Raw genomic sequence first — 20,346 nt, forward strand, 5'->3', positions numbered from 1 at the left:
GACCAGGCCCTGGCGCACGGTGTTGACCATGGTCGATTGCCAGTAATCGTTGTAGGCGTCGGTCTGATGACCGGTGCCGTGGACAAAGGCCACGCCGGTTCCAGCGCTGCTGGCAAACGCGGTTGTCGTGCCTAGCGCGAGCAATAGCACAAGTGCAATACGGATCATTGAATCCCTCCCGGTGCAGCCGTTCAAGGTGCGGCCTGCGGTTGGGCTTCGTCGTGCTGGTGCGGTACGGCGTCCATGCCGGCGCTGGGCACGGCGGAGCAGAGTCGTCAGCTTGCGCCGTGACCGCATCCCCTCCCGGAGCGACATGGCGCGTCGGAAACATAGTCCACAATTGGGTAGGAGTCAAACATGCGTTTGATTGATTTCTCTGTGGCCACCGGAAAGCTCTCCGCAGGCGGGTTCGCAGGTCAGCCGGATCAAGCCGGCAGGTCGGCCGCATGTGTCGATCGGCTATTGATCGAGTTGAGACAGCGCCATTACAGAGGCGAGGTCGTTGGCGCATCGCTCCGGGTTCGTACTTGCAGGCGCAACCCGCGCTTGAAAATCTGGTGCAAGGGCTGTTCGATCATGCGGAAATGCAGCACGCTGTAGCCGAGGATCGCCGCGACCAGCGTGATGTAGAGGGCCTGCATGGTCCAGCCGCCAAGGCTGCCGGCAAACTCGTTGAAGCCGAGCTTCTGGGTGATCGCCAAAATGAGACCATGCGAGAGGTATATGGCATAGGAAGCCGCTCCGGTCAGCAGACTGAAACGTTTTGGCGCATGCCTTCCGTTTTGTTCCAGGCGTACCAGACTGGCCAGAATCAGCAGCGAGGGCGCTCCAAATACCAACACGCGATAGAAAACCGTATAGCCCTGTTCAATGGCGCCATCGAACCAGTGATTGTTGATCCAGCCGGCGAACAGAAACAGTGCGCAACCCGAGCCAAGCAGAAAAAAGTTGCGATATTCGACCTGCCTCGATGCTGGCTTTCCGGCTTGCCCGCGCAACCAGCCGGCGAGCACGGCGCCGCCGAGGAATTCCATCAAGTACGGGCTGAACATGCAGTACTCGGCCGCCGTGATGGTTTCGAGATTGCCCTTGGCGTAGGTGTGAAGGACGAATTGGCTGTAGAGGGAATAACCAAGCATCAGCACAAACAAGCCATGCAGCAGCAAGCTGCGACGGCGGTCGCTGATGCTGATGATCAGGGTGAACAGCAGGTAGAAAAACAACTCGAATATCAGTGTCCAGCTGACCGCGATCAACAGCGGGTAGGCGGGCCAGAGGATTACCGATTGCAGCAGCTTTGCCTTGTGCAGAAGCGCCGGGTTGACCCAGCTGAATATGATCAGTGCCAGCAGAAAAAATGGCCAGTACCCGGAATAGATGCGGGCGAGGCGGCGGCGAAGAAACGACCAGGCATCCTGCGGTCCGCTTGCGGCAAACGAGGTGTGCGCCATGATGAATCCGCTGATCACGAAGAAGATGTCAACGCCAGCGAAACCCACTGCCTCCATGACCTCAAAGAAGCCGCCCTGGGCCACGCCGCTGGCCCTGACGTGCACGCTGGTGTGATAGAAGACGACCATCATGGCCGCCAGCATGCGCAGCAACTGGATATTGATCAGCATGCCTGGATTGTCACATGGCTCATGCAAGTCCAGGCTTGCAAATTACGAGCATCCGCCCGGTCGACAAATTCTGTCCGGAAGTTCACAGAGGCTCGCCAGGGTGTTGTCCGCCATCCAGGCTTCACCGTCACTCAGACTTCAAGCGATGCAAGGTCGCCTTTTTCTTCAAGCCAGCTTTTGCGATCGGCGGCGCGCTTTTTAGAGAGCAGCATGTCCATGATCTTGTTGGTTCCATCATCCCCGTCCTCGATTGCGCCGACGGTGAGTTGAACGAGTCGACGTGTATCCGGATTGATCGTCGATTCGCGCAACTGACTCGGATTCATCTCGCCGAGTCCCTTGAAGCGGGTGACGTTGACCGCGCCACGAATTTTCTCGCGCTCGATGCGTTCGAGGACGGCATCGCGCTCGGATTCGTCCAGGCAATAGAACATCTGCTTGCCGACATCGACGCGAAACAGCGGTGGCATGGCGACAAACACGTGACCTTCGCGGACCAGAGCCGGAAAGTGCTTGATGAACAGGGCGGACAGCAGGGTCGCGATATGCAAGCCGTCGGAATCAGCGTCGGCAAGGATGCAGATCTTTCCATAGCGCAGGCCGGCGATATCGTTCTTGCCCGGGTCGCAGCCGATGGCAACGGCGAGGTCATGCACCTCCTGCGAGGCGAGTACGCTGCCGGACTCCACTTCCCAGGTGTTGAGGATCTTGCCACGCAACGGCAGGATCGCCTGGAAATCCTTGTCCCGCGCCTGGCGCGCCGAGCCGCCGGCAGAATCACCCTCGACCAGGAACAATTCGGTTCGCGACAGATCGCTTGAAGCGCAATCGGCAAGCTTGCCGGGCAGGGCAGGGCCCTGGGTGATCTTCTTGCGCACGATCTGCTTTTCGGCCTTGAGCCGCATCGCCGCACGTTCGATCGCAAGTTGGGCAATCTTCTCACCGATCTCGACATGCTGATTCAGATACAGCGAGAAGCCATCGTGCGCAGCGCTTTGCACGATTCCGGCCGCGTCGCGCGAAGACAGACGTTCCTTGGTCTGCCCGGAAAACTGCGGCTCCTGCATGCGCAGCGAAAGCACGAAACACAGGCGATCCCAGACATCCTCAGGCGCGAGTTTGACCCCGCGCGGCAACAGGCTGCGGAATTCGCAGAACTCGCGCAGTGCCTCGGTCAATCCGGTACGCAAACCATTGACGTGGGTGCCGCCCTGCGCTGTCGGAATCAGATTGACGTAGCTTTCCTGGGTCAGCTCGCCTTCGGGTAGCCAGGCGATGACGAAATCGACGGCACTTTTTTCACGCTTCTGCGCGCCGATGAACAGCTCGGCGGGCAACCGTTCCATGTCGCCAAGCATCGAGCGCAGATAATCATGCAGGCCATCTTCATAGTGCCAGGTGGTTTCCTCGCCGCTGGCTTCGTCGGTCAGCTTCACGCTCAGGCCTGCGCAGAGCACGGCCTTGGCACGCAGCACATGTTTCAGCTTGCCGAGCAGAATCTTTGCCGAGTCGAAATACTTCGGATCGGGCCAGAAGCGCAGCGTGGTGCCGGTATTCTTCTTGCCGACCGTGCCGATGACTTCGAGGGGCGAGGTGCAATCGCCATCCTTGAATTCCATGCGATGGATTTCGCCATCGCGGCGGATTGTCACTTCGACCTTGGTCGACAGCGCGTTGACCACGGAAACGCCGACTCCGTGCAGGCCGCCGGAAAATTCGTAATTGCGATTCGAAAACTTGCCGCCGGCATGCAAGCGCGTAAGGATCAGTTCGACCCCCGGAATACCTTCCTCGGGGTGGATATCGACCGGCATGCCGCGACCGTCATCGCTGACTGAAACCGAGCCATCGGCATGCACGATGACTTCGATGGATTTGGCATGACCGGCGAGCGCTTCATCGACCGAGTTGTCAATGACTTCCTGAGCCAGATGATTCGGGCGCGTGGTGTCGGTGTACATGCCCGGTCGGTGCTTGACCGGGTCGAGGCCGGAAAGAACCTCGATATCTGCTGCGTTGTAGCGACTGCTCATTGAGTGCGGCGTGTTTTGGGCGACCTCCCATGGTCGCCGGATCAAACGCAACAGGCAAGGGTAACGCTGATCAAGTGGCCCAACCGTCATGGCATTCAGAAGGTTCGCCGGTCGTGTTGCGTGGCGAAGTGAAGGCTGGTTGCCTTGACGAGCCGCGCGGTGCGGCTGGCGGACCTTCTGGATGCCACCTGTTTCAAGAAAAGCAATCGGTTAGGCGACACCTGTCTGCGCGCAGCTCTTTGTTGCGCTGGCTTGAAGCACGGCCAGTGCATCTGCGCCAGCGCGCCGCGATCTGCACGCAGACAGGCGTCGTGACGATTGCGCCACTTGATCAGCGTTGCCCAAGCTTCGTGGAGCGGGAGTGGGGAGTCGGGAGTGGGAAATGGGAAAGCGAAAGCTGTCCGGCCGCAATCTGACGTTGACGCCGCAGCTTCTTGCCAAAGCCAAACTGCTTTTCCCGCTCCCCACTCCCGATTTCCCACTCCGTTCCCAAACCTCCTCGCAGGCGTCGACGGAAGCCGGTAGAATACGGTTTTCCTGCGGAATGCTTCCCATGACCCCCCTGATTTTCGTGACCGGAGGCGTCGTGTCCTCGCTTGGCAAGGGCATCTGCGCGGCGTCGCTGGCCGCCATCCTCGAAGCACGCGGCCTGCGCGTGACGATGATGAAGCTGGATCCCTACATCAATGTGGATCCCGGCACGATGAGCCCGTTTCAGCACGGCGAGGTGTATGTCACCGACGACGGTGCCGAAACCGACCTTGATCTTGGCCACTACGAGCGCTTCATGCGCACGCGCCTGACCGGCAAGAATTCGATCACCACCGGCAAGATCTACGAGAGCGTGATCGCCAAGGAGCGTCGCGGCGACTATCTCGGTGCCACGGTGCAGGTGATTCCGCATATCACCGACGAAATCAAGCATCGCATCTACGAAGCCACCAGCGGCTTCGATATTGCCCTGGTCGAGATTGGCGGCACGGTCGGTGACATTGAATCGCTGCCGTTTCTCGAGGCGATCCGCCAGATTCGCATCGAGCATGGCCCGGAAATGTCGATGTTCATGCACCTGACCCTGGTGCCGTTTATCAAAGTTGCCGGCGAGATCAAGACCAAGCCGACCCAGCATTCGGTCAAGGAACTGCGCTCGATCGGTATCCAGGCCGATGTCCTGCTATGCCGCAGCGAGCAGCCGCTGCCGCAGTCCGACCGACGCAAGATCGCCCTGTTCACGAATGTTCCCGAGAAAGCCGTAATCAGCGCAGTCGATGTCGACATCATCTATCGGTTGCCACAGTGGCTGCACGAGCAAGGGCTCGACGACATCGTTCTGGATCGACTCAACTTCAAAGCCAAACCGGCTGACCTCGGTGAATGGCATGCTGTCGTTGAAGCGATCGAGAACACCCGGGATGAAGTCACCATTGCCATCGTCGGCAAGTATGTCGAACACAAGGATGCCTATAAATCACTGGGCGAGGCCCTGCGTCACGGCGCACTCAAGCAGCACACGCGGGTCAATTTGCGCTGGGTCGAATCAGAGGAGGTCGAGCGTCGCGGCGGCGAAGCGCTCAAGGATGTCGACGGCATTCTGGTCCCCGGTGGCTTCGGCAAGCGCGGATTCGAAGGCAAGGTTGCTGCGGCGCGCTACGCTCGCGAAAACCATGTGCCGTATTTCGGCATCTGCTATGGCATGCATGCTGCAGTGGTTGAGTTTGCGCGCAACGTGGCGGGTCTCGAAGGCGCCAACTCCAGCGAAAATGATCGTGCCTGCAAGGATCCGGTGATTGCCCTGATCACCGAATGGACTACCAGTTCGGGTGATATCGAGAAGCGCGACGAGGCTTCCGATCTCGGCGGCACCATGCGCCTCGGTGCGCAGGAATGCCGGCTCAAGGCCGGTACCCTGGCACGCGAACTGTATGGACAGGATGTCGTGCGCGAGCGTCATCGTCATCGCTATGAGTTCAACAACCACTATCGACAGAAACTCAAGGATCATGGGCTGGTCATTTCCGGCAAGTCGATGGACGACCTGCTCGTCGAAATGATCGAGTTGGCCAACCATCCCTGGTTTATCGCGTGTCAGGCCCACCCCGAGTTCACTTCGACGCCGCGCGATGGCCATCCGCTGTTCATCGGCTTCATCCGTGCCGCGCGCGAGTTCAAGGCCGTGCGCGATGCGCCTGCCGTCGACGGCGTCGTCACTCCCAGAATCGGAGCCACCGCGTGAAACTTTGCAATTTCGAGGTCGGACTCGATAAACCCCTGTTCCTGATCGCCGGCCCCTGCGTCATTGAATCCGAGCAGCTCGCCCTCGATACCGCGGGCCAGCTCAAGGAAATCACCTCGCGGCTCGGCATTCCGTTCATCTACAAGTCGAGTTTTGACAAGGCCAACCGCACCTCGATCAACGGCCATCGTGGCCCCGGTATCGAGGAAGGCTTGCGCATCCTTGCCGAGGTCAAGCGCCAGATTGGCGTGCCGGTTTTGACGGATGTGCACGAATACACGCCGATGGAGGAGGTCGCCGAAGTTGTCGACGTGCTGCAGACGCCAGCCTTTCTGTGCCGACAAACCGATTTCATCATCAAGGCCTGCAGCGTCGGCCGCCCGGTCAACATCAAGAAAGGTCAGTTCCTGTCGCCGTGGGAAATGAAGCACGTCACCGACAAGGCCAGAACGACAGGCAACAAGCAGCTCATGGTCAGTGAGCGCGGAGCGAGTTTCGGCTACAACAACCTCGTCTCCGACATGCGCTCGCTGGCAGTCATGCGCGATACCGATTGCCCGGTCGTTTTCGACGCCACGCATTCGGTGCAGTTGCCAGGCGGGGCAGGCGGCAAGTCCGGTGGTCAGCGCGAATTCGTACCCGTGCTCGCGCGCGCCGCAGTCGCCGTCGGCATCGCCGGCATCTTCATGGAAACCCATCCGGACCCCGACAAGGCCTTGAGTGACGGGCCGAATGCCTGGCCGTTGGGGAAGATGGAAGCCCTTCTTGGAACATTGATCGAACTCGATCGATTGACCAAGAAGAGCGGGTTTGCCGAAGTCGACTGATTCCCGAAAACATCCAAACGGAGCAAAGTTTCATTCCATGAGCAAGATCAACAAGATCCACGCCCGCGAAATCCTCGATTCCCGTGGCAATCCCACCCTAGAAGCCGAGATTACATTGGCGGACGGTTCGTTCGGCCGGGCGATGGTGCCGTCCGGTGCGTCTACCGGATCGCGCGAGGCGGTCGAGTTGCGCGATGGCGACAAGGCGCGCTATCTCGGCAAGGGTGTGCGTAACGCGGTGGCCAACGTCAATACGACAATTGCCAATGCCTTGAAAGGTTTCGATGCGGCCGACCAGCGCGGCCTTGATGAAAAGCTCATCGCGCTTGATGGTTCGTCGAACAAGGGCAAGCTTGGTGCGAATGCGCTGCTCGGCGTTTCGTTGGCCAATGCGCACGCCGTGGCGGCATCGCGCAAGCTGCCGCTGTGGAAGCATCTGGCCGCTGATCGCGCACCGCAGCTGCCGGTACCAATGATGAATATCGTCAACGGTGGCGCTCATGCCGACAACAATGTCGACATGCAGGAGTTCATGGTGTTGCCGGTCGGCTTGCCGAATTTCGCCGAGGCGCTGCGCGCCGGCACGGAAATCTTCCACGCATTGAAATCGGTGCTCAAGGGTCGTGGTCTGTCGACGGCGGTCGGTGACGAAGGCGGCTTTGCACCGAATCTCAAATCCAACGAGGAAGCGATCGAGACGATTCTCGAAGCCGTCAATATGTCTGGCTACGCGATCGGCAAGGACATCTGGCTCGGTCTCGATGTGGCCAGCTCGGAGTTCTACAAGGATGGCGCTTATCACCTCGAAGGCGAAGGCAAGGTGCTCAGCCCGGACCAGTTGATCGAGTTCTATGCCGACTGGTGCGCGAAGTACCCGATCGTGACCATCGAGGACGGCATGGCCGAAGGCGACTGGGACGGCTGGAAGAAGCTGACCGACAAGCTCGGCAAGACCGTGCAGCTGGTCGGCGATGATTTGTTTGTGACCAATACCTCGATCTTCAAACAGGGCATCGACAAGCACATCGCCAATGCGATCCTGATCAAGGTCAACCAGATCGGCACGCTGACCGAAACGCTGGACGCGATCGCCATGGCTGAAGCGGCCAACTATGCCTCGGTGATTTCGCATCGTTCGGGTGAAACCGAGGACACGACGATTGCCGATCTCGCGGTGGCCACGGCGGCAACCCAGATCAAGACCGGCTCGCTGTGTCGTTCCGATCGCGTGGCCAAGTACAACCAGCTTCTGCGTATCGAAGAAGCGCTTGGCTCGTCGGCGCGCTATGCCGGCACCAAGGCGTTTCCGAATCTTCCCGATTTCACTTGCTGATCACGATCGAAACCAGGTCAACGCCCGAATGCTGCGTCTCGTCGCCCTGATCCTGTTGATTCTCCTGATCGCCCTGGTCGTCAAGCTATGGGCCGGACAGGGCGGCATGATCGAGGTCTGGCGGCTGGAAGAAAGCGTAGCCGCGCAGAAGCTTGAGAACGAGAAACTCAAGGCGCGCAACGACGCGCTGGCCGCCGAGGTTGCCAATCTCAAGGATGGCACGGAGGCGATTGAAGAGCGTGCACGCTCCGAGCTCGGACTGGTCAAGCCGGGGGAAACCTTTTATCAGGTCGTCGAGCCGAAAGCGTCCGGCAAACCCGGTGGCAATGACAAGCGCTGAGCGAGGTTTCTGGTGTGTCGTGCCGGCGGCAGGTCGCGGGCGACGGTTTGGCGGCGACCGGCCCAAGCAGCATGTCGAGATTGCGGGGAAATCCCTGCTCGGCTGGACTCTGGAGCGCCTGGCCTCGCATCCGTCGATCGTCGGCATCGTCGTCGTGGTCGCTCATGACGATGCCAGCGCAGGAGTCGAAACCGTGTTCAACGGCAAGCGCCTGCTCAATGTGACGGGCGGCGAAGAGCGCGCGGATTCCGTACTCGCCGGCTTGCATGGCTTGCCTGATTCCGTAGCCGATTCGGATTTCGTGCTGGTCCACGATGCCGCGCGCCCCTGTGTTCGCCATGCCGACATCAGTGCCTTGATCGAACGCGGCATGGCGGCTGGCGGTGCGTTGCTGGCCTCACCGCTGCGCGACACGCTCAAGCGTGCCGATGCCAGCGGACACGTCATCGAAACCGAACCACGCGAATCGCGTTGGCGCGCGTTGACGCCGCAGATGTTTCGTCGTGCCGAGTTGATGGCTGCACTCGAATCGGCGCGAGATGACGGCGTCATCGTCAGTGATGAAGCGATGGCCATGGAACGCGCCGGGTTCAAGCCGTTACTGGTCGAAGGCAGCGACGACAACATCAAGTTGACGACGCCTGCCGATCGCGCCTTCTTGGAATATCTGTTGAAAAGGAAGTGGGGAGTGGGGAGTGGGGAGTAGGCAAAAGCTCGAAGCCCGCATCCACGATGCCCGGGAAAATTGTCGCTTCACCTCGTTCTGCTCTACGCTTCTTCCATTTCCCACTCCCGACTCCCCACTCCCGGCTCTCAACCCATGCGCATCGGTCAAGGTTTCGACGTTCACGCCTTCGGGCCGGGCAACCATGTTGTCCTCGGCGGGGTGACCATTGCGCACTCGCAAGGCCTGGTCGCACATTCCGATGGTGATGTGGTTATCCATGCGCTGTGCGACGCGATTTTCGGGGCGCTCGCTCTGGGCGATATCGGGCGCCATTTTCCGCCGACGGATGAACGCTGGAAGAATGTCAGCAGTCGCCATTTTCTGCTGCATTGCGCGGGCCTGATGATCGAGAGTGGCTGGTCGCTGGCCAATGCCGATGTCACGATCATTGGCGAACGGCCCAAAGTCGGTCCGCACGCCGAGGCCATGCGGGCCAATCTGGCTGCAGACCTCGGTTGTGCGAAAGGCGATGTCAACGTCAAGGCGACGACAACCGAAAAGCTCGGTTTTTGCGGTCGCGAGGAAGGTATCGCCGCATTGGCCGTCGTCCTCCTCCAGCGTCGCAGCAAACCTCTGGCCGAAATCCCCGAGAATCCAGAGCTCGAAGCTCTGGTCGCGCGCCTGGATCTGGACGAGAACGAATGATCGATCTCCCGTTTGCCCATGGAGGGCCGCCTCTGCATGGCCAGATGCGCGCTGCAGTCGATGATTTCGAGGTCGACGAAATACTCGGTTTCAATGCCGATGGCAAAGGTGAGCACGCGTTCTTGCGGATCGAGAAGCGAAACGCGAATACCGAATGGGTGGCGCAGCAATTGGCCAGGGCCGCCGGCGTGGCACCGATGTCTGTTGGCTACTCCGGCCTCAAGGATCGTCATGCAGTGACTCGGCAAACCTTCTCGGTTCATTTGCCGGGTCGAGCGGATCCGGACTGGCAAGCGCTGGAGATCGAGGGCGTCAACATCATCGAGGCCAGTCGGCACTCGAAGAAGATCAAGCGCGGTGTCCATAAAGGCAATCGATTTCGAATCCGGCTGAGCGGGCTCGAAGGTGATCGTGGCGTCGCCGATCGGCGCATGAATGAAATTGCACGGGACGGTGTACCGAACTACTTTGGCGAGCAACGATTCGGTCGCAATGGCGATAACTTGCGAAGTGCCCAGGCCTTGTTTGCGGGCGCTCGCATGGGCCGCAGTCAACGCGGTTTCGCCTTGTCGGCGGCGCGCTCATATTTGTTCAACCGCGTGTTGGCCGCGCGCGTCGATTCGGCAAACTGGAATCAGGCTCTGGCCGGTGAAGTCTGGATGCTTGCCGGGACTCATTCGATCTTTGGCCCACAAGTGCTGGATGACGGATTGCGCGAGCGTCTTGCCAGTGGCGATATCGATCCGACCGGTCCACTCTGGGGCCAGGGTGAATTGCGCAGTCTCGATCAGGTCGCCGCCATCGAAACCGCTATAGCGCAGGAGGAATCAGTGCTGGCAGAAGGATTGTGTGCGCATGATCTTCGCCAGGAAAGGCGCTCGCTGCGATTGCCTGTCGGCGAATTTGCTCATGAGTGGCTTGCCGACGGGTCGTTGTTGCTGAGTTTTGGCTTGCCCTCGGGAACCTTCGCAACTTCGGTTGTACGCGAACTCTGCGCGACAAGAGGCTATAGTCAGCACTGATCGGTGCAATTCCGATCAAAACAGCCACTGGAGGTTGCCATGAAACGTCAGTTGTTTTCTGTCGTCACGGTTTTCCTGATGGTTCTGCCGGGCTGTGCCAGCACCGGCAGCAGTCGATACGCTGACAAAGGCTTGTTCACTATCGATCAGGAATACGTAGACACTGTCGATCGTACAAGTCGACAACTCGGTGTTCGCGTCACCTGGGTCAACCCGCCGACCAAGCGCGTGCCGGTCGAGGGCGAGACCAGCAACTGATCACCGATCACTGCGCAGCAGGACCAGCACCGCACCTGTCCCTCCCTGCGCAGGTAGGGCCGAAGCGAAGGCGAGGACATCGTCCCGTCGGCGCAGGGTTTGTTCGGTCATGCGTTTGACGACTGGCCCGCGTGCTGCGGAGCGCAAACCCTTGCCGTGGACGATACGCACGCATAGTTCGTCATGGGCAATGGCATCCGCAAGAAACAGCTTGATAGCATCACGGGCGACGGCCACGGTCATCTGATGCAGGTCGATTTCGGAGCGAATGCTGAATTGCCCACGGCGCAGTTGCTTGAGCAAGCGCTCGGGCTGGCCTGGTTTGAGGTACAGGATCTCGTCACCAAGCTCGATCGACGCCGGATCAAAGGCGTGACTCAGCAATTCATCGCGGACGGCGGCTTCATCGGCCTCGAACTGCCGCGGCACGGGGTCCGGGCGCGGAACTTCCGGGGCGAGGTCGTTGTGCCTGGTCAAGCGCCGAACCTCACCCACCGCGTTGCGAAAAAGATCGCTGTCGCTGCCATCGGCAACGGGCAATTTGCTGCTCCTGGATGGCTGGCGGCGAAGTCGTTTCATGAAATGACGATCAGGCGGGATCAAGCGAATGGAAAACCATGGCACGACTTGGCGAGTGGGACAACCGCTTGCTGTGGTTGCAATGGAACGAACGGGGTCATTTGCGCCTGATTCATGCCCATGCCGGGTCGTGATGCGTTCAGCCCGTGAGGTGAATCCGGTATGCTTGTCCGCCCAACCCGACAGGCTTTGCGGCCACCACCTTTCGTTGGCCGAAGAGTCACATTCACGACTTCAGGGAACAATTCATGCGCGTTCTTGTGAGCAACGACGATGGCGTCGATGCACCCGGCATCATCGTGCTTGCCCGACATCTGGCGGCCATTGGCGAGGTGGTCGTGGTTGCACCGGATCGTGATCGCTCGGGTGCGAGCAATTCGCTGACCCTGGATCAGCCGATCCGCGTCAATCGACGTGACGATGGTCGTTACAGCGTCGCTGGTACACCGACCGATTGTGTGTACCTGGGTTTGACCGGGTTGCTCGACAATGCCCCTGATATTGTCGTCTCCGGTATCAACAGCGCGGCCAATCTCGGCGACGATGTGATTTATTCCGGTACGGTTTCGGCGGCGATGGAGGGGCGCTTTCTGGGTCTGCCGGCCATTGCGGTTTCGCTGGTTACCCGCAATCACGACGGCAAGCACTATGACTCCGCAGCACTTGCGGTGATGCAATTGATTCGCAAGTTGCTGGTTGATCCCCTGCCGGCCGATACGATCCTCAACGTCAATGTGCCGGACAAGCCGTGGGAAGAGATTCGCGGTTTTTCGGTTGGCCGGCTCGGGCGTCGGCATCGCTCGGAATCGTGCATCGAACAAGCTGATCCGCGTGGTCGCTCGATGTACTGGATAGGCCCGCCGGGCAAATCCGAGGATGATGGCCCTGGCACCGATTTTCATGCAATTCGCGAGGGCTATGTGTCGATCACGCCGATTCATGTTGACCTGACTCGCTATCAGGCGCTGGATAAAGTGGGTGGCTGGGTCGGCTCGCTGGCAAAGGAGAGCAGTGCGGCATGAGCATGGGAAGGCCGCTCTCCTGCGCAATGGAGCCATGCCGGTGAAACAGGTTGCCCGCAGTCGTCCGGAAGTGCGCGGTCTTGGCATGACCTCGCAACGCGCCCGTGATCGTTTGATCGAGCGTCTGCAAGGCGAGGGGATTCGCGATCGGCGTGTGCTCGACACCTTGCGCCAGTTGCCCAGGCATCTGTTCATCGACGAAGCGCTGGCTTCACGTGCTTACGAGGACACGGCGCTGCCTATTGGTCGTGGCCAGACGATTTCACAACCGTATGTCGTCGCGCGCATGACTGAAGTCCTGATCGAACACGCGCTGCCGGCGAGAGTGCTCGAGATCGGCACTGGCTCCGGCTATCAATGCGCCGTGCTCGCGACCTTGGTCGAGCAGGTCTATACCGTTGAACGCATCGACGAACTCTTGCGCAATGCGCGACGCCGGTTCCGCAAGCTCGGTCTCGACAATATCCGTTCACGTCACGATGACGGTCGACTTGGCTGGCCGGAAGAGGCGCCATTCGACGCGATCATGGTCACGGCGGCCGGTACTGATCTGGAAAACACCTTGCTCGACCAACTGGCACCAGGCGGTGTGCTGGTCGCCCCGGTTGGACCTCCCGGCCGTCAGGAACTGTTGCGCGTACGCTCTACCGATCAAGGCTGGCAGCGAGAGATTCTTGCTGCGGTAAGTTTCGTGCCGCTGCTTGGTGGTGTCGTGTGATCGAGCATCGACTATCGCAGGGAGTGCGCACTTGAAGCTGTTCAAGCCGCTTTACGAGCGCGCCATGAAGTGGTCGCAGCATCCGAAGGCCGAGCCCCTGCTGGCCGTATTGAGTTTTGTCGAAGCGATCATCTTTCCGGTCATGCCCGAAGTCATGCTCGGCCCGATGGTGCTGGCTCGACCGCATCGCTGGGCGCGCTTCGCCAGCGTCAGTCTGGTGTTTTCAGTGATCGGCGCACTGGTCGGATACGCGCTGGGTCACTATGCCTTCGAGTGGGTACGTCCATTGCTGGATTCGCTTGGCTGGCTGGAGCGGATTGATGTCCAGGTCGCCGAATTGCGCGAAATTGCCTCGCAAAGCCCGTGGTCGGCGTTCTGGTTGCTGGTTGTTGCGGGCTTTCTGCCGATTCCTTTGAAAATCTTCACCTGGGCGTCAGGTATTGTTGGCGTGCCGCTGCTACCCTTTGTCGCCAGCATGATTGTTGGTCGGGGCAAGCGTGTCTATCTGCTTGCAGGAGTCATCCGGATTGCCGGGCCGAAAGCCGAAGCCGCCTTGCACCGATGGATTGAATGGATCGGTTGGGCCATGCTCGGCGTGTTGGCGATTGCCATTGTCTATCTCAAGTTCATTCGATAGTGATTGAAACCAGTAACAAACCTTTCCGTCAGCGTGCGCTTCTGGCCCTCACCATCCTGGTTTTGGCTGGCTGTGCCTCGACGCCTCCGGCACCGGTACAGGATCGCAGTCTCGGTAGCCGGCACTCGGCCACATCCGGTAACGATCGCACGCCGCATGGCAGTTATCGCGTGCGCAAGGGCGACACGCTTTACAGCATCGCGTTTCGCAACGGCATGGATTATCGCGATGTGGCCCGTGCCAATGGAATCGGTCCGCCTTATACGATTTACGTTGGCCAGTTGATTCGCCTTGAGGAGCAGCGAGCCGAGCAGCGTCCGGTTGCCGCAACCCGTCCAGTTCCTTCGAGAGCACCGCCACGTCCGCAGCCGAGCCCGCAGCCCGCACAAAAGGCGCCGGCTCCAGCGTCTCCGCCTGCCGCGGTCGTTGTCACCAAGCCTTCTCCAGCGCCATCGCGTGCGCCGGAGCCGCAACGCAGTGACAGCACATCCGATTCGGCAATTGGATGGCGCTGGCCAGCCGAAGGGCAGCTTGTCGCCCGTTTCGTAAGTGGAGACCAGACCCGCCAGGGCATCAATATCGCCGGAAAATCGGGTGATCCGGTTCGCGCAACAGCTGACGGAGAAGTGGTCTACAGCGGTAACGGTCTGATCGGCTACGGCGAACTGATCATCGTCAAGCACAGTTCGACGATGCTCTCTGCATATGGTCACAACCGCCGGCGTCTGGTCCAGGAAGGGGACCGGGTCAAAGGCGGCCAGCAGATTGCTGAAATGGGTTCATCCAGCGCCACCCGCGATATGCTGCATTTCGAGATTCGCCGAAATGGCAAGCCGGTGGATCCGCTTGGATTCTTGCCGAAGCGCTGATCATGATTGTCATCCAGACCCAGCGTCGCGTCCGCACGGGCAGCAGCGATTTCCATGCAACCGGATTCGGTTTGCATGAGCACTGAACCGAAATCCGACGCCAGCGAGGAGCCGGCGGTCGAGGAAGTGCTTGAACTACTCGATGCAATTGATCCCGTCGACGTGGAGGTGCGCACCTCGACCGGCGCATATCTGAATGAAATTGGCCTGATCGAGCTGCTAAGTGGTGAGCAGGAATGGGCTCTGGCCGAACGCGTTCAGGCAGGTGATGGAGAAGCCAGGCGTGAACTGATCGAGGCCAATCTTCGGCTCGTGGTGACGGTTGCGCGCGGTTACGTCGGCCGCGGCGTACCGCTGATGGATCTGATCGAGGAGGGCAATATCGGTCTGATCCGCGCGGTCGAGAAATTCCAGCCTGAGCGTCGCCTGCGTTTTTCGACCTACGCCATGTGGTGGATTCGTCACGGCGTGCAGCATGCGCTCTCGCATCAAGGACGAACCGTGCGCATCCCGGTTCACGTCTTGCGCGAGTTGGCTCAGGTCTTGCGGGCGAAGCGCGAGATGACCGCGCAACTAGCGCGGCCGCCGACGCTTGAGGAACTGGCGCGTGGAGTTGGCAAGGAAGCCCGTGCAGTCGCCGAATTGTTCCGTGTCAGCGAGCACATCAGTTCATTGGATGCACCAATGTCCGACAGCGATGATCGTGCCCTGATCGAGCACATCGTCGACGAAGACGATGGCAGTGCGACGAATACCCACGAAGAGCCTGGCAATGGCAATCTGCAGAGTTGGCTCGCGGCGTTGAAGCCGCGCCAGCAACTGGTTGTCGAGCGCCGCTATGGTTTGAACGGGGAGGCCGTGCATTCGCTGGCAGAAATTGCCGTTGATCTCGGTATCTCGCGTGAGCGTGTACGCCAGATTCAGGAAGAGGCGCTGAAGCGCTTGCGTCAGCTGTCCTCTCAGGATCAGGCTGCGAATGTAGTGTCCAGCAAATAGCTCGGCAAACTCGCTGGGTCCCCAGCCCCAGGCCTGCGTTGCTCGTCGTCAGCGTAGCTTCACTATGTTTCTTCCTTGCTAACCCGGCAGGATAAATGCGGCGACGACCTTGCGTCCTTCTCCCGCAAGCAGGTTGTATGTGCGCCCGGCAGCCGAATTCTGCATCACTTCGACGCCGATCCCCTGGCGCAGAAATGGCAGCAGGAGCGTTTGCTGCGGAAACTGCTGTTCAGGACCGCTGCCAAGGATGACCAGTTCCGGTTCGAGCGCGGCAATGGCCTGCACGGCCGTTGGGTCAAGCTCGCCGATTGCACGAACCGGCCAGTCCTCGACCACCTTGTCAGGCGCGATGAGGAAACTCGATACAAGCTCGCGATCGATGACAAACACCGACTGCTCGCGAACGGCACGGATAAAGAAGTAACCTTCGGCGCGGTCCTGGCTCAGTTCCATTTGGCTTGATCCTATTTCGGCAACGGCAGTTTCGGCTCCTTCTCGTTGCGCTTCCACAACGTTGCCGTATGGCCGATGGTTTGCACGAGTTCGGAACCGGAGCCAGCGATGAGAGCGTCGATCTGCGCGCTACGCTCCTCCTTGTCGCCACCGGAAAGGCGCAGCTTGATCAGCTCATGGCGATCAATGGCCACATTCAGTTCGGCGATCAAGTTCGCAGTGACGCCCTTCTGTCCAAGCATGACGATGGGGCTCAAAGTGTGGGCGAGACCACGCAGGTAGCGCTTCTGAAACGAGGTAAGTGGCATGAATGGAGTCCGAAAGCAGATGGGAGGCCGAGGGTCGGCCCGGATTATTCGTGAATCGGCGTGATGTTCGCGCAGGACATTGGATTCTCACGGCTTTTGGCAATTGAAGCGATGCCGGGGATGATTGCCGGCCAAGTGAAAAGATGTGTGGATTCAATGGGCAAGCGAGAGCGTGCGAATTTCATGAATGTCAGGGCCAAGTCCAGCTTTCAGGGTATTATGAGGCCAATCCCTTGCCTGACCAACGCGCCCGGTGCGCAGTGAAACAACGTGGCGCGAAGCAAAACCAGTTCCCGCTGGCTCCAGGAGCATTTCAGCGATCCTTACGTGAAACGCGCCCAGGCAGAAGGCTGGCGTTCACGGGCGGTGTTCAAACTGGATGAGCTGATCGAGCGTGACAAGCTGCTCAAACCGGGCATGTTCGTGGTTGATCTTGGTGCGGCGCCGGGCGGCTGGTCGCAGATGGTACGCGAACGGCTTGGTGATGCGGGACGCATCATCGCCCTTGATATCCTGCCCATGCAGGGGATCGGCGGCGTCGACTTCATTCTCGGCGATTTCCGTGAAAATGAGGTGTTGGCCAGGCTTGAGGCCCTGCTCGACGGAGCCAGCATTGATCTTGTGCTTTCCGACATGGCCCCCAACATGAGCGGAGTCGGTGTTGTCGATCAGGACCGTTCCATGGTCCTGGCTGAATTGGCGGCCGATTTTGCCGAGGCTCATCTGAGAAAGGGTGGGGCGTTCCTGACCAAGGTGTTTCAGGGGCAGGGTTTTGATGAACATATTCGACGTTTGCGTAGCCAATATGCGAGCGTCAGCATCCGCAAGCCCAAAGCGTCACGGGCGCGCAGCAATGAAGTCTATGCATTGGCGACCGGCAGAAAGATCTGACGGCGGCGTGCAGGAGGAAACGGAAAAGAATGAACGATATGGCAAAGACGGTGCTGCTCTGGGTTGTGATCGCTGTCGTCCTGTTGACAGTGTTCCAGAGCTTCAATCCGCAATCGGCGACGACCAAGGACATTCCGTACTCCGAATTCATGCAGGCAGTGCGCGACAAGCGCGTCGATGAAGTGCTTGTGCATAACGATGGCCGCACGATCGAAGCCAAGCTTCAAGATGGTTCGAGTGTGCGTACCACTGCGCTGCTGACCGAAAAGTCGATCGGCGACATTGAAAGCGATGTGCAGAAGGTCAAGATCGAAGCGACCGAACCGCCAATGCCGTTGATCCTGCGCTTGCTGTTTGATTGGTTGCCACTGATCGTCATTTTCGGTCTGGTCTTCTATTTCATGCGCCAGATGCAGTCGGGCGGCGGCGGGCGTGGCGCGATGTCGTTCGGGCGTTCGCGGGCCAAATTGCACGGTGAGGATCAGATCAAGATTACCTTTGCCGATGTGGCGGGCTGCGATGAGGCCAAGGACGAGGTATCCGAATTGGTCGAGTTCCTGCGCGATCCGTCCAAGTTCACCAAGCTCGGAGGAAAGATCCCGCGCGGCGTGCTGATGGTCGGCTCGCCCGGAACCGGCAAAACCCTGCTGGCCAAGGCCATTGCTGGTGAGGCCAAGGTTCCGTTCTTCGCGATCTCGGGTTCCGATTTCGTCGAGATGTTTGTCGGTGTCGGTGCGGCGCGTGTGCGCGACATGTTCGAGCAGGCCAAGAAACAGGCGCCATGCATCATTTTCATCGACGAAATCGATGCGGTCGGTCGTCATCGTGGTGCCGGACTCGGAGGCGGGCATGATGAACGCGAGCAGACTCTGAACCAGTTGCTGGTCGAGATGGATGGCTTCGAGGGCAGCGAGGGCGTCATCGTCATCGCGGCGACCAACCGTCCCGACGTGCTTGATCCGGCCTTGCTGCGTCCCGGTCGTTTCGATCGCCAGGTTGTCGTGCCGTTGCCGGACCTCAAGGGTCGCGAGCAGATTCTCAAGGTGCATATGCGCAAGGTGCCGTTGTCCAATGACGTTGAGCCGCTGGTGATTGCGCGTGGTACGCCCGGATTCTCCGGTGCCGATCTGGCCAATCTGGTCAACGAGGCGGCGTTGTTCGCGGCACGCGGCAACTCGCGCGATGTCGGCATGAATGATTTCGAGCGCGCCAAGGACAAGATCATGATGGGCGCTGAGCGCCGCTCGATGATCATGAGCGATGACGAGAAGAAGCTGACTGCGTATCACGAGGCCGGTCATGCCATCGTTGGTCTGTCGGTTCCCGAGCACGATCCGGTGCACAAGGTCACGATCATTCCTCGTGGGCGAGCGTTGGGCGTCACCATGTTCCTGCCCGAGCAGGATCGTTACAGCCATTCCAAGAGTTCGCTCGACAGTCGCCTGGCCAGTCTCTATGGCGGTCGCGTCGCCGAGGAGTTGATCTTCGGCGAAGAGAAGGTGACCACCGGTGCCTCCAATGACATTCAGCGTGCCACCCAGTTGGCGCGCGACATGGTCACCAAATATGGATTGTCCGAAGAGCTCGGGCCGATGACCTATACCGACGAGGAAGACGAGGTGTTCCTCGGTCGTTCGGTGACTCAGCACAAGCATGTCTCCGAAGAGACCGCGCGGCGTATCGACGAGGTTGTACGAAGCGTGATTGATCGTGCTTACGAGCGTGCCCGCGAGATCCTGACGCGTGAACACCTCAAGCTTGAAGCAATGGCACAGGCGCTGCTGCAATACGAGACCATCGACCGCGAGATGATTGCCGCGATCATGGACGGGCGCGAGCCGGATCCGCCAAAGGACTGGCAGAGCGACTCCAGGAATCAGGGTGGTGGCGGCGGGTCGAGCAAGGGCGGTGGCAAGGAAAGCCCGATCGGCGAGCCGGCTACGCAGTCGCGCAACAGCAGCTTGCACTGAGCCAACCTGGCCGAGGCCAATGGGATGCGCGGGACTTGATCAGTGCATCCCTTCTCGGTTCTGATAAAGAGGCCGCCATCTGGCGGCCTTTTTTCTTGGTGGAGCCGGGCATGTTCTCGACAGTACTCAATTGTGCGGGCAGGGAGCTCGTGCTTGATCGTGCGCGTGTCTGCGCCATCGTCAATGTCACCGATGATTCGTTTTCCGATGGCGGAAAATTTGTTGATCCCGAGCGCGCCATCGAGCATGCCCTGCGTATGGTCGGGGAAGGCGCGGACCTGATCGACATCGGCGCGGAATCAACGCGACCCGGCGCATCAGCGGTTTCCGCCGAACTGCAAATTTCTCGGGTGGTGCCGGTGATCGAGGCATTGGCAGCCAGAACAAGCCTGCCTCTGTCGATCGATACTTCCGCCCCGGAGGTCATGCGCGCCGCCGTGGCAGCCGGTGCCGGCATGATCAATGATGTGCGGGCGCTTCGTGGTGATGGTGCGCTCGAAGCCGCCGCCGAATCGGGTGCGGTCGTTTGCCTGATGCACATGCAAGGCGAACCGCGCAGCATGCAGGATGCTCCCCACTACGATGATGTCGTTGGTGAAGTCCATCGATTTCTATCCGACCGGGTATTTGCCTGCCAATTGGCCGGCATCGACAAGAAGCGTATTGTTGTCGACCCTGGATTCGGTTTCGGCAAGACTCTGGAGCACAATCTGGCCCTGCTCCGAAACATGGCGCGCTTTGCCGAAATCGCCCCGGTACTGTGTGGTTGTTCGAGGAAGTCCATGATTGGCATGCTGACCGGACGTGAGAATCCACAGGATCGAATTTTCGGCTCGGTTGCCGCCGCGCTGATTGCGGTTCAA

At 59.7% G+C, this 20,346-nt stretch carries 20 protein-coding genes and 1 pseudogene; 16 read left to right on the forward strand and 5 right to left on the reverse strand.

The features are described from left to right. Positions 1-485 precede the first annotated feature (485 nt). Together VFN25_RS08715 and parE are read right to left on the reverse strand one after the other, a co-directional pair. Positions 486-1,622 (reverse strand): acyltransferase, encoded by a 1,137-nt coding sequence (locus VFN25_RS08715; protein ID WP_325140906.1) that lies wholly within the window; start codon positions 1,620-1,622, stop codon positions 486-488. Between the two features lie 131 nt (positions 1,623-1,753). Next, positions 1,754-3,655 carry a DNA topoisomerase IV subunit B gene (parE, locus tag VFN25_RS08720; protein ID WP_325140908.1) on the reverse strand — a complete coding sequence of 634 codons (1,902 nt, stop codon included), beginning with the start codon at positions 3,653-3,655 and terminating at the stop codon, positions 1,754-1,756. Between the two features lie 553 nt (positions 3,656-4,208). On the opposite strand from parE, the gene VFN25_RS08725 reads away from it, so the two are divergent. The 8 genes and pseudogenes from VFN25_RS08725 to VFN25_RS08760 all read left to right on the forward strand — a co-directional run bounded on the left by VFN25_RS08725 (position 4,209) and on the right by VFN25_RS08760 (position 11,040). After that, a complete protein-coding gene (locus VFN25_RS08725; protein ID WP_325140910.1) occupies positions 4,209-5,888 on the forward strand; it encodes a CTP synthase in 1,680 nt (559 codons plus the stop codon). Then, positions 5,885-6,715 carry a 3-deoxy-8-phosphooctulonate synthase gene (kdsA, locus tag VFN25_RS08730; protein WP_325140912.1) on the forward strand — a complete coding sequence of 277 codons (831 nt, stop codon included), beginning with the start codon at positions 5,885-5,887 and terminating at the stop codon, positions 6,713-6,715. The genes VFN25_RS08725 and kdsA overlap by 4 nt, the downstream gene beginning before the upstream one ends. 37 nt (positions 6,716-6,752) lie before the next feature. Beyond that, positions 6,753-8,048, forward strand: coding sequence for a phosphopyruvate hydratase (eno, locus tag VFN25_RS08735; protein ID WP_325140914.1), 1,296 nt, complete (start codon positions 6,753-6,755; stop codon positions 8,046-8,048). Between the two features lie 28 nt (positions 8,049-8,076). Then, positions 8,077-8,388 carry a cell division protein FtsB gene (gene ftsB, locus VFN25_RS08740; RefSeq protein WP_325140916.1) on the forward strand — a complete coding sequence of 104 codons (312 nt, stop codon included), beginning with the start codon at positions 8,077-8,079 and terminating at the stop codon, positions 8,386-8,388. Beyond that, positions 8,375-9,094 carry a 2-C-methyl-D-erythritol 4-phosphate cytidylyltransferase gene (gene ispD / locus VFN25_RS08745; protein ID WP_325140918.1) on the forward strand — a complete coding sequence of 240 codons (720 nt, stop codon included), beginning with the start codon at positions 8,375-8,377 and terminating at the stop codon, positions 9,092-9,094. The genes ftsB and ispD overlap by 14 nt, the downstream gene beginning before the upstream one ends. A 114-nt stretch (positions 9,095-9,208) precedes the next feature. After that, positions 9,209-9,676: pseudogene (gene ispF, locus VFN25_RS08750) on the forward strand (2-C-methyl-D-erythritol 2,4-cyclodiphosphate synthase); the annotation flags it as partial. 80 nt (positions 9,677-9,756) lie between these two features. Next, the gene (truD, locus tag VFN25_RS08755) at positions 9,757-10,782 is read left to right on the forward strand and encodes a tRNA pseudouridine(13) synthase TruD (RefSeq protein ID WP_325140920.1); all 1,026 of its coding nucleotides are present in this window, start codon (positions 9,757-9,759) and stop codon (positions 10,780-10,782) included. A 39-nt stretch (positions 10,783-10,821) separates the two neighbouring features. Further along, complete coding sequence (locus tag VFN25_RS08760; protein WP_325140923.1) at positions 10,822-11,040, forward strand: hypothetical protein; 219 nt, start codon at positions 10,822-10,824, stop codon at positions 11,038-11,040. Here VFN25_RS08760 and VFN25_RS08765 read toward each other — a convergent pair whose 3' ends face one another. After that, positions 11,041-11,619 (reverse strand): Smr/MutS family protein, encoded by a 579-nt coding sequence (locus VFN25_RS08765; protein ID WP_325140925.1) that lies wholly within the window; start codon positions 11,617-11,619, stop codon positions 11,041-11,043. A 248-nt stretch (positions 11,620-11,867) separates the two neighbouring features. On the opposite strand from VFN25_RS08765, the gene surE reads away from it, so the two are divergent. The 5 genes from surE (at position 11,868) to VFN25_RS08790 (ending at position 15,861) form a co-directional block, all read left to right on the forward strand. Continuing rightward, positions 11,868-12,641: a 5'/3'-nucleotidase SurE gene (gene surE, locus VFN25_RS08770; RefSeq protein WP_325140929.1), complete on the forward strand. Its 774-nt coding sequence runs from the start codon at positions 11,868-11,870 to the stop codon at positions 12,639-12,641. 34 nt (positions 12,642-12,675) lie between these two features. Then, positions 12,676-13,359: a protein-L-isoaspartate(D-aspartate) O-methyltransferase gene (locus VFN25_RS08775; RefSeq protein WP_414648912.1), complete on the forward strand. Its 684-nt coding sequence runs from the start codon at positions 12,676-12,678 to the stop codon at positions 13,357-13,359. Between the two features lie 31 nt (positions 13,360-13,390). Continuing rightward, positions 13,391-13,996 (forward strand): YqaA family protein, encoded by a 606-nt coding sequence (locus VFN25_RS08780; protein WP_325140932.1) that lies wholly within the window; start codon positions 13,391-13,393, stop codon positions 13,994-13,996. After that, positions 13,996-14,865, forward strand: coding sequence for a peptidoglycan DD-metalloendopeptidase family protein (locus tag VFN25_RS08785; RefSeq protein WP_325140934.1), 870 nt, complete (start codon positions 13,996-13,998; stop codon positions 14,863-14,865). The genes VFN25_RS08780 and VFN25_RS08785 overlap by 1 nt, the downstream gene beginning before the upstream one ends. A gap of 75 nt (positions 14,866-14,940) precedes the next feature. Next, positions 14,941-15,861 carry a sigma-70 family RNA polymerase sigma factor gene (locus VFN25_RS08790; protein WP_325140936.1) on the forward strand — a complete coding sequence of 307 codons (921 nt, stop codon included), beginning with the start codon at positions 14,941-14,943 and terminating at the stop codon, positions 15,859-15,861. A 78-nt stretch (positions 15,862-15,939) separates the two neighbouring features. On the opposite strand, the gene VFN25_RS08795 is transcribed toward VFN25_RS08790, so the two are convergent. Together VFN25_RS08795 and yhbY are read right to left on the reverse strand one after the other, a co-directional pair. Next, entirely contained in the window at positions 15,940-16,314 is a 375-nt protein-coding gene (locus VFN25_RS08795) for an Mth938-like domain-containing protein (RefSeq protein ID WP_325140938.1), read from the reverse strand. Positions 16,315-16,325: 11 nt separating this feature from the next. Beyond that, the gene (gene yhbY / locus VFN25_RS08800) at positions 16,326-16,622 is read right to left on the reverse strand and encodes a ribosome assembly RNA-binding protein YhbY (RefSeq protein ID WP_325140940.1); all 297 of its coding nucleotides are present in this window, start codon (positions 16,620-16,622) and stop codon (positions 16,326-16,328) included. 270 nt (positions 16,623-16,892) lie between these two features. On the opposite strand from yhbY, the gene rlmE reads away from it, so the two are divergent. The 3 genes from rlmE to folP form a co-directional block, all read left to right on the forward strand. Beyond that, on the forward strand, positions 16,893-17,513 hold the full coding sequence (gene rlmE / locus VFN25_RS08805; protein ID WP_325140942.1) for a 23S rRNA (uridine(2552)-2'-O)-methyltransferase RlmE: 621 nt from the start codon (positions 16,893-16,895) through the stop codon (positions 17,511-17,513). Positions 17,514-17,542: 29 nt separating this feature from the next. Beyond that, positions 17,543-19,483, forward strand: a complete 1,941-nt coding sequence (gene ftsH / locus VFN25_RS08810; protein ID WP_325140944.1) for an ATP-dependent zinc metalloprotease FtsH — start codon at positions 17,543-17,545, stop codon at positions 19,481-19,483. A gap of 110 nt (positions 19,484-19,593) precedes the next feature. Further along, the coding region (folP, locus tag VFN25_RS08815; RefSeq protein ID WP_325140946.1) for a dihydropteroate synthase at positions 19,594-20,346 on the forward strand (753 nt) is incomplete at its 3' end.

It is taken from the genome of Dokdonella sp. (assembly GCF_035703485.1).
In the GTDB taxonomy this organism is placed as follows: Bacteria; Pseudomonadota; Gammaproteobacteria; order Xanthomonadales; family Rhodanobacteraceae; genus Dokdonella.